Origin of the sequence: Klebsiella sp. 28, assembly GCF_018223905.1 — a bacterium.
In the GTDB taxonomy this organism is placed as follows: Bacteria; Pseudomonadota; Gammaproteobacteria; order Enterobacterales; family Enterobacteriaceae; genus Klebsiella; species Klebsiella pneumoniae.
Genome location: NZ_JAGRQY010000028.1, coordinates 1 through 12,658 on the forward strand (window position 1 = coordinate 1; position 12,658 = coordinate 12,658).

General features: G+C 63.9%; 12 protein-coding genes and 1 pseudogene. 9 read left to right on the forward strand and 4 right to left on the reverse strand.

Going from position 1 to position 12,658, the window contains the following annotated elements; genetic code table 11:
• The 3 genes from KHQ28_RS05265 to KHQ28_RS05275 all read left to right on the forward strand — a co-directional run.
• On the forward strand, window positions 1-1,259 hold a 1,259-nt coding region (locus KHQ28_RS05265), incomplete at its 5' end, for an MFS transporter (RefSeq protein ID WP_211777571.1).
• Window positions 1,260-1,274: 15 nt separating this feature from the next.
• Window positions 1,275-2,111: a shikimate dehydrogenase gene (locus KHQ28_RS05270; RefSeq protein ID WP_032418836.1), complete on the forward strand. Its 837-nt coding sequence runs from the start codon at window positions 1,275-1,277 to the stop codon at window positions 2,109-2,111.
• Window positions 2,112-2,167: 56 nt separating this feature from the next.
• Complete coding sequence (locus tag KHQ28_RS05275) at window positions 2,168-2,911, forward strand: substrate-binding domain-containing protein (protein WP_032418837.1); 744 nt, start codon at window positions 2,168-2,170, stop codon at window positions 2,909-2,911.
• On the opposite strand, the gene KHQ28_RS05280 is transcribed toward KHQ28_RS05275, so the two are convergent.
• The 4 genes and pseudogenes from KHQ28_RS05280 to KHQ28_RS05295 all read right to left on the reverse strand — a co-directional run bounded on the left by KHQ28_RS05280 (window position 2,895) and on the right by KHQ28_RS05295 (window position 6,539).
• On the reverse strand, window positions 2,895-3,644 hold the full coding sequence (locus tag KHQ28_RS05280) for an ABC transporter ATP-binding protein (RefSeq protein WP_032418838.1): 750 nt from the start codon (window positions 3,642-3,644) through the stop codon (window positions 2,895-2,897). The two genes, KHQ28_RS05275 and KHQ28_RS05280, sit on opposite strands and share 17 nt — an antisense overlap.
• Window positions 3,644-4,648, reverse strand: coding sequence for an iron ABC transporter permease (locus tag KHQ28_RS05285; protein WP_160904650.1), 1,005 nt, complete (start codon window positions 4,646-4,648; stop codon window positions 3,644-3,646). Before KHQ28_RS05285 ends, KHQ28_RS05280 begins: the two co-directional genes overlap by 1 nt.
• Entirely contained in the window at window positions 4,638-5,696 is a 1,059-nt protein-coding gene (locus KHQ28_RS05290) for an ABC transporter substrate-binding protein (RefSeq protein WP_032418840.1), read from the reverse strand. The genes KHQ28_RS05285 and KHQ28_RS05290 overlap by 11 nt, the downstream gene beginning before the upstream one ends.
• 91 nt (window positions 5,697-5,787) lie before the next feature.
• A pseudogene (locus KHQ28_RS05295) lies at window positions 5,788-6,539 on the reverse strand (DNA-binding transcriptional activator MhpR).
• Window positions 6,540-6,716: 177 nt separating this feature from the next.
• Between KHQ28_RS05295 and KHQ28_RS05300 the strand changes: the two are divergent.
• The 6 genes from KHQ28_RS05300 to dmpG form a co-directional block, all read left to right on the forward strand.
• Window positions 6,717-8,381, forward strand: coding sequence for a bifunctional 3-(3-hydroxy-phenyl)propionate/3-hydroxycinnamic acid hydroxylase (locus KHQ28_RS05300; RefSeq protein WP_032418841.1), 1,665 nt, complete (start codon window positions 6,717-6,719; stop codon window positions 8,379-8,381).
• Window position 8,382: 1 nt separating this feature from the next.
• Entirely contained in the window at window positions 8,383-9,327 is a 945-nt protein-coding gene (gene mhpB, locus KHQ28_RS05305; RefSeq protein WP_032418842.1) for a 2,3-dihydroxyphenylpropionate/2,3-dihydroxicinnamic acid 1,2-dioxygenase, read from the forward strand.
• Window positions 9,328-9,344: 17 nt separating this feature from the next.
• A complete protein-coding gene (gene mhpC, locus KHQ28_RS05310; protein WP_032418843.1) occupies window positions 9,345-10,211 on the forward strand; it encodes a 2-hydroxy-6-oxonona-2,4-dienedioate hydrolase in 867 nt (288 codons plus the stop codon).
• Between the two features lie 10 nt (window positions 10,212-10,221).
• On the forward strand, window positions 10,222-11,028 hold the full coding sequence (mhpD, locus tag KHQ28_RS05315) for a 2-keto-4-pentenoate hydratase (RefSeq protein ID WP_002908598.1): 807 nt from the start codon (window positions 10,222-10,224) through the stop codon (window positions 11,026-11,028).
• Entirely contained in the window at window positions 11,021-11,971 is a 951-nt protein-coding gene (gene mhpF, locus KHQ28_RS05320) for an acetaldehyde dehydrogenase (protein ID WP_004200234.1), read from the forward strand. The genes mhpD and mhpF overlap by 8 nt, the downstream gene beginning before the upstream one ends.
• Window positions 11,968-12,658: 4-hydroxy-2-oxovalerate aldolase (gene dmpG / locus KHQ28_RS05325; RefSeq protein WP_040177064.1), on the forward strand; the 691-nt coding region annotated here is incomplete at its 3' end. The genes mhpF and dmpG, both read left to right, overlap by 4 nt.

Sequence of the window (12,658 nt, forward strand, 5' to 3'; positions counted from 1 at the left end):
GGCGGCGTATCGGCATTCTTGCGCTGTTGGCCATTGGCACCATGATCAACTATCTCGATCGCACCGTACTGGGGATCGCCGCCCCAAAGCTCACCGCTGAGCTGGGGATCGACCCGGCGATCATGGGAATCCTCTTCTCCGCCTTCGCCTGGACCTATGCTCTGGCGCAGATACCCGGCGGATTATTTCTCGACCGCTTTGGCAACAAAGTGACCTACTTTTTGTCACTGACCCTGTGGTCGCTGTTTACCCTGTTCCACGGCATGGCGGTGGGACTGAAGACGCTGCTGCTGTGCCGCTTCGGGCTCGGCATTAGCGAAGCGCCGTGCTTTCCGGTCAACAGCCGGGTGGTCAGCGCCTGGTTCCCACAGCAGGAGCGGGCGAAGGCCACGGCGGTGTACACCGTGGGGGAGTATCTCGGGCTGGCCTGCTTTGCGCCGCTGCTGTTCTGGATCATGGACGGTTTCGGCTGGCGGGTGCTGTTCGTCAGCGTTGGCGCCGTCGGCATTCTGTTTGCCCTGGTGTGGTGGCGCTGCTACCGCGAACCGCATGAAGATCCGCGCCTTAGCCAGCAGGAGCGCGAGCATATCGAAAACGGCGGCGGCCTCAGCGCCCCGACCGACCAGCAGGTGGCGTTCAGCTGGCCGCTGGTCCGCCAGCTGCTGAGCAAACGGCAGATCATCGGCGCCAGCATCGGCCAGTTTGCCGGCAATACCGTGCTGGTGTTTTTTCTCACCTGGTTCCCCACCTGGCTGGCCACCGAGCGGCATATGCCCTGGCTGAAGGTTGGCTTCTTCTCCATCCTGCCGTTTGTCGCCGCCGCCGGCGGGGTGATGTTTGGCGGCTGGCTCTCCGACAAACTGCTCAAGGCCACCGGGTCGGCCAACCTCGGTCGTAAGCTGCCGATCGTCGCCGGCCTGCTGATGGCCAGCTGCATCATTACCGCCAACTGGCTGGAGAGCGACCTGGCGGTGATCCTGGTGATGTCGTTTGCCTTTTTTGGCCAGGGGATGGTGGGTCTCGGCTGGACGCTGATCTCCGATATCGCCCCGAAGGGGCTGGGCGGCCTGACCGGCGGCCTGTTTAACTTCTGCGCCAACCTCGCGGGGATCCTCACCCCGCTGGTGATCGGCTTTATCGTTGCCGGGTTCGGCAATTTCTTCTACGCCTTGATCTACATCGGCGGCGCCGCGCTGCTGGGCGTGGTGGCCTATCTGTTTATCCTCGGCGACGTCAAACGTATCGAGTTATCGCAGTAAGCAAAGGAGCAAGGCATGGTGATTAGTGGGAATACGCGGCTGATAGCGCACCTTGGCTATCCGACCGCCAGTTTTAAGGCGCCGATGATCTACAACCCGTGGTTCGTTGACCAGCAGGTGGACGTGAAGGTGGTGCCGATGGGGGTCAGGCCGGAGGACTACGCCGCGTTTATTCCGCCGCTGTTTACGATGACCAACATCATCGGCGCGCTGGTGACGATGCCGCATAAAATCGCCACCTGCGATCTGGTGCAGCGCCTGAGCCCGACGGCGGCCATCGCTGGCGCCTGCAATGCCATCCGCCGCGAGGCTGACGGTAGCCTGAGCGGAGACATGTTCGATGGCGAGGGATTTGTGCTGGGCCTGCGTCGTAAAGGGTTTAACCCGCAGGGGACGCGGGCGCTGGTGGTTGGCAGCGGCGGGGTGGGATCGGCTATCGCCGCCTCCCTCGCGGCGGCGGGGGTCAGCGCCCTGACCCTGTACGATACCCGGCCCGAGGTGGCGCACGCCCTCGCCGGGCGGCTGCATCAGCACTATCCGCAGCTCGATATCACCCTGATGCAGCCCGATCCTGCCGGACACGAGCTGGTGGTCAATGCCACCCCGCTGGGGATGAAGGCCAGCGATCCGCTGCCGCTGGACGTTGAACGTCTGGCGGCAGGCGCCTGGGTGGGGGAAGTCGTCATGACTCAGGAGTACACCCCACTGCTGAGGGCCGCTCAGGCACGACAGTGCCACATCCAGCGCGGGACCGACATGCTGTTTGAAATGATCCCTGCCTATCTGCGCTTTTTTGACCTACCGGTAGCCACCCCCGAGCAGCTGCGGACCCTGGCAGAAATTCGCTACTGACGCGACGGCAAACCGGGTAATATAGCGCTATATTATCCGGTTTATAGCGACCTCTTATGACAAACACCACTCTCACGCTGCTGGCGGCGGGAAGCCTGAGAAGCGCTTTCCTGCCGCTGGTGGCGCACTTTCGGCAGCACACTGGCCTGGCGGTCGATGCGCAGTTTGGCCCTGCCGGCCTGCTGCGCGAGCGGATCGAAGCCGGGTCGCCGTGCGCGGTTTTTGCTTCCGCCAACGCGGCGCACCCGCAGGCGCTGCTGCAGGCGGGTCTGGCGCAGGAATGCCAGGGATTTGCCAGCAACCAGCTGATGCTGACCGCCCGGCGGTCGCCGGACAACGATGGCCTGGACTGGCTGGCGCTGCTCAGCACGATCCGCCTGCGGTTGGCGACCTCCACGCCGGGCTGCGATCCGTCGGGAGATTATACCTGGCAGCTGTTCGCCCGAATTGAGGCACGCTATCCAGGGCTGGGCAACGCGATGGCCGGGCGGGCGCAGCAGCTGGTCGGCGGCAGAGACTCACTGAGCGTGCCGCCGGGAGAGATAGCCGGCGCGTGGCTTATTCGCCAGAATCTGGCGGATCTGTTTATCGGCTATGCGCACTATGGCCCCGCGCTGGCCACCTGCGACGATCTGCGTACCCTGACCATCCCGGCGCCGTGGAATATTCGCTGCGATTACCAGCTGGCGCGTCTCAGGGCCGATCCCGCCGCGCTGGCCCTGTATCGCTTTATCCTCGGCGACGTTGGCCAGGGGTATCTCCGGCAGGCGGGTTTTATGCCGTTCAGCGACGCAGCGTAAACCCCGGCGCCAGCAGAGGGAAGGCGGAGGCGGCATGGCGGATCAGGCGTACCGGCAGGCCGTACGCTTGCCGGAGATGCGTTTCGCTCAGCACGTCGGCGGTCTCGCCCGCCAGCCACCGGCCCTCCGGCAGCAGAAGCAGCGTATGGCTGGCCACCTGTAGGGCGTGGTTGGGATCATGGGTGGTGAACAGGACGGTGCGCGCCTGGCGGTGGGCGAGGTCGCCGATCAGCTGCAGCACCACCTGCTGGTTACCGAGGTCCAGCGCCGAGCAGGGCTCATCCAGCAGGATATTCTGGCTGGCGCTGACCAGCGCGCGGGCAATCAGCACCAGCTGCTGCTGGCCGCCGGAGAGGGCGCCGAAGTCATCTTCGGCCAGGGCGGCAATCCCCAGCTGCTCCAGCGCCTGCTCAACCCGCCGGGTATCCTCCTCGTCCGGCTGGGCAAAGAGATCCACGTGACGGGCCCGGCCCATCAGCACCACATCGCTCACGCGCCAGCGAAAAGCGGGACGAAACGACTGCGGAACCAGGGCCACGCCGCCCTCGCACTGCATCTCGCCGCCCAGCGGCGGCAGCACGCCGGTCAGGGTATCCAGCAGGGTACTTTTTCCCCGGCCATTGGCGCCCAGCACCGCCCAGATCTCACCGGGCCGGCAGGCCAGCGTGAGCGGGGCGAAGAGCGGCTGACGGTGGCCGTAGCGTAGCGCTTGCAGCGATAATGAGCTGTTCATCAGGTCGTACTCCGGCGTCGGGATTGCACCAGCAACACGGTAAACAGCGGCGCCCCGAGCAGGGCGGTGACGATCCCGATCGGGATCTCCGCCTGGGTCAGCGTGCGCGCCAGATCGTCCACCACCAGCATCAGCGCGGCGCCGAGCCAGAAGGCGGTGGGCAGCAGGCGACGATGGTCAGCCCCTACCAGCAGACGGGCGAGGTGCGGGACCACCAGACCCATCCAGGCGATGCTGCCGCTGACCGCCACCTGGGCTGCCACCAGCACCGCGCAGCAAACCAGCACGCCGCGACGCAGCGCGGCCACCGGAACGCCAAGACTGCGGGCATCGCGTTCCTCCAGGGCCAGCAGGTTGATACGCCAGCGCAGCTTCCACAGCGCCCCGGCAGCCATCGCCAGGGGCAGGGACATAAGCAGTACCTTATGCCAGCTGGCGGTCGCGAAGCTGCCGAGCAGCCAGAAAACGATGTTCGGTAACGTCTCTTCGCTGTCGGCGAGGTACTGCATCAGGCTGACCAGCGCGGCGAAGAAGCCGCTGAGAATGATCCCGGACAGAATCAGCCCCAGCGTGCTGTCCCGCCCCTGCAGGGCGGCGAGGGCGTAAATCAGACCCAGCGCGACGAGGCCGAAGAAAAAGGTCGAGGCCATCATCAGCAGACTGCCGACGCCCAACAGGATCGCCAGCGTGCCGCCGAAGGCGGAGCCGGCGGTCACCCCGATGATGTGCGGGTCCACCAGCGGGTTCTGGAACACGCCCTGCAAGGTGGCGCCGCACAGCCCCAGCGCGCCCCCGACCAGCAGGGCCATCACCACGCGCGGCAGGCGAACCGACCAGACGATCTGCCCGATCACCCCTTCACCTGGCGGCAGATGGACCAGGGTGTGGCCAACGGCGCTCAGGCTTAACGGGTACTGGCCGAAACAGAGCGAGGCGACCGCGATCGCCAGCGTCGCTAGCGCCAGGCTTCCCTGCACCAGCCAGGGCTGAGAGTTAGCGGGCATCTGGCATCCACACCACGCGGTAAAAACGCTGATAATAATCCCTGGCTTTACTGTCCACATCGATGCTCTGGTAGCGCGCAGGATAGAGTTTTTTCGCCATCCACAGCTCGCCCAGCGCCAGGGCCTCCGGCATCGGGTAACCCCAGGCTTTGGCATACTCCGGCATCAGCCACACGCGGTGATGTTTCACCGCATCGATCGTCTGCCACTGCGGGTCGTTCTCTATCTGTTTGACCACCTGCGGATAACGGTCCTGGACGAAGATCACCTGGGGGTTCCACTCCAGCACCTGCTCCAGCGACACCTGGCGGGCGCCTTTTACGCTGGCGGCCGCCACGTTCAGCGCCCCGGCGTGCGCCATCATCAGCCCGGTGTATTTGCCAGCGCCATAGGTATTCAGATCGGGGTTGGCCATGTACACCCGCACCCGCTGGTTCTGGGGAATATCGGCCACCGGCGCATTGGCTTGCTTGCGCGCCTCGAAGGTGTAGTGAATCAGCGCCTCGGCCTCGGGCTGGCGCTCGACCACCTCGCCGATAAGGCGGATCCCCTCCATCAGCCCGGCGTTATAGGCCTGCTCTTCGTCAGCCATGGTGGGGTTCATTTTATTTTTTTCCCCGGCGGCATCGTGGCGCAGCGAGATGGCCACTACCGGGATCCCGGCCTGTTGGATCTGCGCGATCATCGCCGGCGGCGCATAGTTGGCGACGAAAACCACCTGCGGACGCAGCGCCAACAGGCTTTCAATATTGACCTGGGTGAGATCGCCCGGGGTCGCCAGTTGCCCGATCTCGGGCATAAAGCGGGCGAACTGCGGCCCGAGCTGTTTCTGCCAGCTGCTTAAGACGCCGACGATATCCTCGGCGGCATGCAGTTGTACCAGCAGGTTGAGCGTCTGATGCTGCAGAACCACAACGCGGGTGACGTGGTCGGGGAGGGTGACCTGGCGACCCAGCTGGTCGGTGACGGTGCGGTCGGCGAAGGTCTGGCCGGTGAACAGGCTGGCGCTGAGCAGCGTCAGGCCCAGCAGTAAGGGGTGTTTTGACATGGTGTGGCCCGAATGGCGTGAAAATTCGTTGTGTATTAAATTATATAACGAAGCCGGGCGCAATGGTTGATCGCATTTATCCTCATCACGATCAGGGCATTTCGTACCACACTTCTTCCTCTTCCATGCGGGCTTCTATCTGCCTCGCCACCCTCTGCAGCGCAGGGAGATGCTTCTGCGCCGCCTGCTCAATGGTCATCGCGCTGGCGATATAGACCAGGTTCAGGCAGCCGATAACCCGCTGCTGACTGCAGACCGGCACGGCGATCGAGGCGATTTTCTCCTCCTGCCGCCAGCCGCGGAAGTTTTCGCCATAGCCGTTCTGGCGGGTGCGGGCGAGGATNNGCTGACGATGGCGTCGCGTTCCGCGTCGGGGGCAAAGGCCAGCCACGTCAGTCCGGAGGCGGTGAGCAGCAGCGGCAGCCGCCGTCCGACCATCGCGCGGTGAAACGACAGTCGGCTGAAGCGGTGGGTAGTCTCGCGCACCACCATGGCGTCGACGTCGAGGGTGGTGATGTCTGTCGGCCACTGCACCTCGCGCAGCAGCTCGCCGAGCAGCGGCGTGGCGAGGGCAGAAATCCAATGTTCGTCACGAAATCCATCGCTCAGCTGGCGGACGTTAATGGTCAACCGGAAGCTGTCATCGGAGCGGCTGCGGCGGACAAAACCCTCCTCCTGTAGCGTCTCCAGCAGCCGGCGCACGGTGGTGCGATGCAGGCCGCTAAACTCCGCCAGCAGGCCCGGCGTCGCGCCGCCGTCGAATTTATTTAACAATTTTAATAACAATAAACCCCGGCTTAATCCGCGCACCGTTTTGTACGCTGCGGACCCATCGTCACGCATAAATCCTCCCTTAAAATGCTTTAAAAACAGTGTGGTGCACCTGGTGCACATTCGATGATGTTTTGATTGTAGCCGAAAACCCCCGCCCTATACTCAGCCCATTATAAAAAAACGTTTACACATGATTAACAAATTGCCTGTCAGCCGGGCAGTTTCCGAGTCGTGAGGTCGCTGAGAATGACAACATCTACACCCGATATTCAACCCGCCGTGCAGCATACCGCTCAGGTCGCCATCGTTGGCGCCGGTCCGGTTGGTCTGATGATGGCCAACTACCTTGGCCAGATGGGCATCAGCGTGCTGGTGGTGGAAAAGCTCGCCACACTGATCGATTACCCGCGGGCCATCGGCATTGACGATGAATCCCTGCGGGCGATGCAGGCGGTGGGGCTGGTGAATGACGTGCTGCCGCATACCACGCCGTGGCACGCCATGCGTTTTCTCACCCCAAAAGGCCGCTGCTTTGCCGATATCCAGCCGATGACCGATGAGTTTGGCTGGTCGCGGCGCAACGCCTTCATTCAGCCGCAGGTCGATGCGGTGATGTATCACGGTCTGCAGCGTTTCCCGCAGGTCCGCTGCCTCTTCTCCCGCGAAGTGGAAGCCTTTAGCCAGAACGGTGACAGTGTCACGTTAAATCTTAAAGGACCGGACGGCGAACGGGAGACGGTGCGCGCGGACTGGCTGGTGGCCTGCGACGGCGGCGCCAGCTTCATTCGTCGTACGCTGAACATCCCCTTCGAAGGTAAGACCGCGCCGAATCAGTGGATCGTCATCGATATCGCTAACGACCCGCTGGCCACCCCGCATGTTTACCTGTGCTGCGACCCGGTGCGACCCTACGTTTCCGCCGCGCTGCCCCACGGCGTGCGCCGCTTTGAATTTATGGTGATGCCCGGCGAAACCGAAGCTCAGCTCAGCGAACCGCACAATATGCGCCGCCTGCTGAGCAAAGTGCTGCCGGACCCGGATCGCGTCGAGCTGATCCGCCAGCGGGTCTATACGCATAACGCCCGCCTTGCCGAGCGCTTTCGCATCGACCGCGTGCTGCTGGCCGGCGATGCGGCACACATCATGCCGGTCTGGCAGGGCCAGGGGTACAACAGCGGCATGCGCGACGCCTTCAACCTGGCGTGGAAGCTGGCGCTGGTGGTCAACGGTAAAGCGGGAGAGGCGCTGCTCGACAGCTACCAGCAGGAGCGCCGCGACCACGCGAAAGCGATGATTGATCTGTCGGTCACCGCCGGCTACGTGCTGGCGCCGCCGAAGCGCTGGCAGGGGGCCGTGCGCGACGGTCTCTCCTGGCTGCTGAATTACCTGCCGCCGGTGAAACGCTACTTCCTCGAGATGCGCTTTAAGCCGATGCCGCAGTACCGCGAGGGGGCGCTGCTGACGGACTGCGCCGGCAAGACCTCGCCGGTGGGCAAAATGTTTATTCAACCGCAGGTGACGCTGGAGAGCGGCGAGAGCGTGCTGCTCGACGACGTCATCGGCGCGAATTTCGCCATTATCGGCTGGGGCTGCAACCCGCAGTGGGGGCTCGACGCCGGGCAGATCGCCCGCTGGCGCGCGATTGGCGTGCGCTTTATCCAGGTGGTGCCCGAGGTGCAGATCCATCGCGAGCAGGATAACGCCCCCGGCACGCTGCGGGTGGGCGACAGGCAAAATCGCCTGAAGAGCTGGTTTGCTCAGCATAACACCGCCATCGCCGTGGTCAGACCGGACCGCTTTGTCGCCGCTCTCGCCATCCCGCAAACCCTCGGCGCGCAGCTGACCGCTCTGGCGGAAAAAATGGCCCTCGCAATCGAGGAAACTGCCCACGCTGAAGAGAAGGTGGCCTGATATGCATGCCTATTTGCACTGTCTCTCCCACACCCCGCTGGTGGGATTCGTGGACCCGGAGCAGGCGGTCCTCGATGAAGTGAACGGGGTGATTGCCGACGCCCGGCGGCGGATCGCTGAATTCGATCCAGAGCTGGTGGTGCTCTTCGCCCCCGATCACTACAACGGTTTTTTCTATGACGTGATGCCGCCGTTCTGCCTCGGGGTCGGCGCCACCGCGATTGGCGACTTCGCCAGCGCCGCCGGCGACCTGCCGGTGCCCGCCGAGCTGGCGGAAGCCTGCGCCCACGCCATCCTCAACAGCGGTATCGACCTGGCGGTGTCGTACAACATGCAGGTGGACCATGGCTTCGCCCAGCCGCTGGAGTTTCTGCTGGGTGGCCTGGACCGCGTGCCGGTGCTGCCGGTGTTTATTAACGGCGTCGCCGCGCCGCTGCCGGGTTTTCAACGCACCCGGCTGCTGGGCGAGGCGATGGGCCGCTTTCTCAATACCCTCAATAAGCGGGTGCTGATCCTCGGCTCGGGCGGACTCTCGCACCAGCCGCCGGTGCCGGAGCTGGCGAAGGCCGACGCCCATCTGCGCGATCGCCTGCTCGGCGGCGGCAAACAGCTGCCGCCGGACGAACGTGCGCTGCGCCAGCAGCGGGTGATCAGCGCCGCCCGACGGTTTACCGAAGACCCGCACTCGCTCCATCCCCTCAACCCGGTCTGGGACAACCGCTTTATGAGCCTGCTGGAGCAGGGGCGGCTGAGCGAACTGGACGCGATCGGCAATGACGAGCTGTCGGCGATGGCCGGCAAATCGACGCACGAAATTAAGACCTGGGTGGCCGCTTTTGCCGCGCTATCCGCTTTTGGCCGCTGGCGCAGTGAAGGCCGCTATTACCGGCCGATCCCCGAGTGGATCGCCGGATTCGGCTCGCTGAGCGCCACCACCGAGATTTGATTAACCGGGAGACTAACATGAGCTATCAACCGCAAACTGAAGCCGCCACCAGCCGATTCCTCAATGTCGACGAGGGGGGCCGCACGCTGCGTATCCATATCAATGACTGCGGCGACGGGAAAGAGACCGTGGTCATGCTGCACGGCTCCGGGCCGGGGGCCACCGGCTGGGCCAACTTCAGCCGCAATATTGACCCGCTGGTCGAGGCGGGCTATCGCGTGCTGCTCCTCGACTGTCCGGGGTGGGGCAAAAGCGATGCTATCGTCAACAGCGGCTCGCGTTCGGATCTCAACGCCCGCATTCTGAAAAGCGTGGTCGATCAGCTGGGGATCGATAAAGTCCATCTGCTGGGCAACTCGATGGGCGGCCATAGCGCGGTGGCCTTCACCCTGAGCTGGCCGGAGCGGGTGGCTAAGCTGGTGCTGATGGGCGGGGGGACCGGCGGCATGAGCCTGTCCACGCCGATGCCGACCGAGGGCATCAAGCTGCTGAACGCCCTGTACCGCGAGCCGACCATTGAAAACCTCAAAAAGATGATGAGCATCTTCGTCTTCGACACCCGCGACCTCACCGAGGCGCTGTTCGAGGCGCGTCTCAACAATATGCTGTCGCGCCGCGACCATCTGGACAACTTCGTCAAGAGCCTGGAAGCCAACCCGAAGCAGTTTCCTGACTTTGGCCCGCGGCTGGGCGAAATCAGCGCGCCAACTCTGATCGTCTGGGGACGCAATGACCGCTTCGTGCCGATGGACGCCGGGTTGCGCCTGCTCGCCGGGATCGCCGGTTCGGAACTGCATATTTACCGCGACTGCGGCCACTGGGCGCAGTGGGAACATGCCGACAGTTTTAATCAGCTGGTGCTCAATTTCCTCGCACGGGCTTAAGGAGTAAATGATGACTTTTTCTCTTGACGCGCTGGCCCGGCAGCTCCGCGACGCGGAACAGAGCGGCCAGGCGATCGCCCCGCTGCGCGATATTCTCGGCGTCGACAATGCCGACGCCGCCTATGCCATCCAGCGCCTGAACGTCCAGCACCATGTGGCCCATGGCCGGCGGGTGGTGGGCCGCAAGGTGGGCCTGACCCATCCCAAAGTGCAGCAGCAGCTGGGCGTCAATCAGCCGGACTTCGGCACCCTGTTTGCCGACATGTGCTACGGCGACAACGCCGAGGTGCCGTTTGGCCGCGTGCTGCAGCCTAAGGTGGAGGCCGAGATCGCCCTGGTGCTGAAGCAGGATCTGCCGCATGCCGATACCACTTTTGATGAACTGTATAACGCCATCGAATGGGTATTGCCGGCGCTTGAGGTGGTGGGCAGCCGCATTCGCGACTGGTCAATCGGCTTTGTCGACACCGTCGCCGATAACGCCTCCTGCGGCCTGTACGTCATTGGCGGCCCGGCGCAGCGCCCGGCGGGACTGGATCTGAAGCAGTGCGCCATGCACATGACCCGCAACCAGGAGCTGGTCTCCAGCGGCCGCGGCAGCGAGTGTCTGGGGCATCCGCTGAACGCCGCAGTCTGGCTGGCGCGCAAGCTGGCGAGTCTCGGCGAACCGCTGCGGGCGGGGGATATCGTGCTGACCGGGGCGTTAGGCCCGATGGTGACGATTAACGAGGGGGACAGCTTTGTCGCCCATATCGAAGGTATTGGCTCAGTCGCGGCACGCTTCGTCGCCGCCGGAGAAGGAGATCGTGATGCGTAAACGTAAAGTCGCCATTATCGGCTCCGGGAATATCGGCACCGATTTAATGATTAAAATCCTGCGCCACGGCCAGCATCTGGAGATGGCGGTGATGGTCGGCATCGACCCGCAGTCGGATGGCCTGGCCCGCGCCCGGCGCCTGGGCGTTGCGACCACTCACGAAGGGGTGGGCGGCCTGATGCAGATGGCGGAATTTGCCGACATCGATTTTGTTTTTGACGCCACCAGCGCCGGGGCGCACATCAAAAACGATGCCGCGCTGCGCGAAGCGAAGCCGGGGATCCGCGTTATCGACCTGACGCCGGCGGCGATTGGCCCGTACTGCGTACCGGTGGTCAACCTCGCGGCCAATCTCCATCAGGGCAACGTCAATATGGTGACCTGCGGCGGGCAGGCGACCATCCCAATGGTCGCCGCGGTCTCGCGAGTGGCGAAGGTGCATTACGCGGAGATTGTGGCCTCGATCGCCAGCCAATCCGCCGGGCCGGGCACGCGGGCCAATATTGACGAATTTACCGAAACCACCTCGCAGGCGATTGAAAAAGTCGGTGGGGCGGGCAAGGGCAAAGCGATTATTGTACTGAACCCGGCGGAGCCGCCGCTGATGATGCGCGATACCGTCTACGTCCTGAGCGAGCTGGCGTCGCAGGAGGCGATTGCCGCCTCGATCGCCGAAATGGCGGCGGCAGTGCAGGCTTACGTCCCGGGCTACCGGCTGAAGCAGCAGGTGCAGTTTGAGGTTATCCCCGAGGACAGGCCGGTCAACCTGCCCGGCGTCGGCTGTTTTTCCGGCCTGAAAACCGCGGTGTACCTCGAAGTGGAAGGGGCGGCGCACTATCTGCCAGCGTACGCGGGCAACCTCGATATTATGACCTCGGCGGCGCTGGCGACGGCGGAGCAAATGGCCGGGGCAATGCACAGCGCGGCGGGAGCGACAGCATGAACGGTAAAAAACTTTATATCTCGGACGTGACGCTGCGCGATGGTATGCACGCCATTCGTCACCAGTATTCCCTGGCGCAGGTGCAGCAGATCGCCAGCGCGCTCGATAAGGCCGGGGTCGACTCCATCGAAGTGGCCCATGGCGATGGCCTGCAGGGATCCAGCTTCAACTATGGCTTTGGCGCCCACAGCGACATCGCCTGGATTGAAGCGGCAGCGGATGTCGTGAGCCAGGCGAAAATCGCCACCTTACTGCTGCCGGGCATCGGCACGCTGCACGATCTGAAAGCAGCGTATCAGGCCGGGGCGCGGGTGGTGCGGGTCGCCACCCACTGCAGCGAAGCGGACGTCGCCGCGCAACATATTGCCTTTGCCCGCGAGCTGGGGATGGACACCGTCGGTTTTCTGATGATGAGCCATATGATCTCCCCGCAGGCGCTGGCGCAGCAGGCGCTGAAGATGGAATCTTATGGCGCGACCTGTATCTATGTGGTGGATTCCGGCGGGGCGATGAACATGAACGACATTCGCGACCGCTTCCGCGCCCTGAAGGCGGTGCTGAAGCCGGAGACCGCCACCGGGATGCATGCCCATCATAATCTGAGCCTCGGGGTGGCGAACTCGATCGTCGCGGTGGAAGAGGGGTGCGATCGCATTGACGCCAGCCTGGCCGGGATGGGGGCGGGGG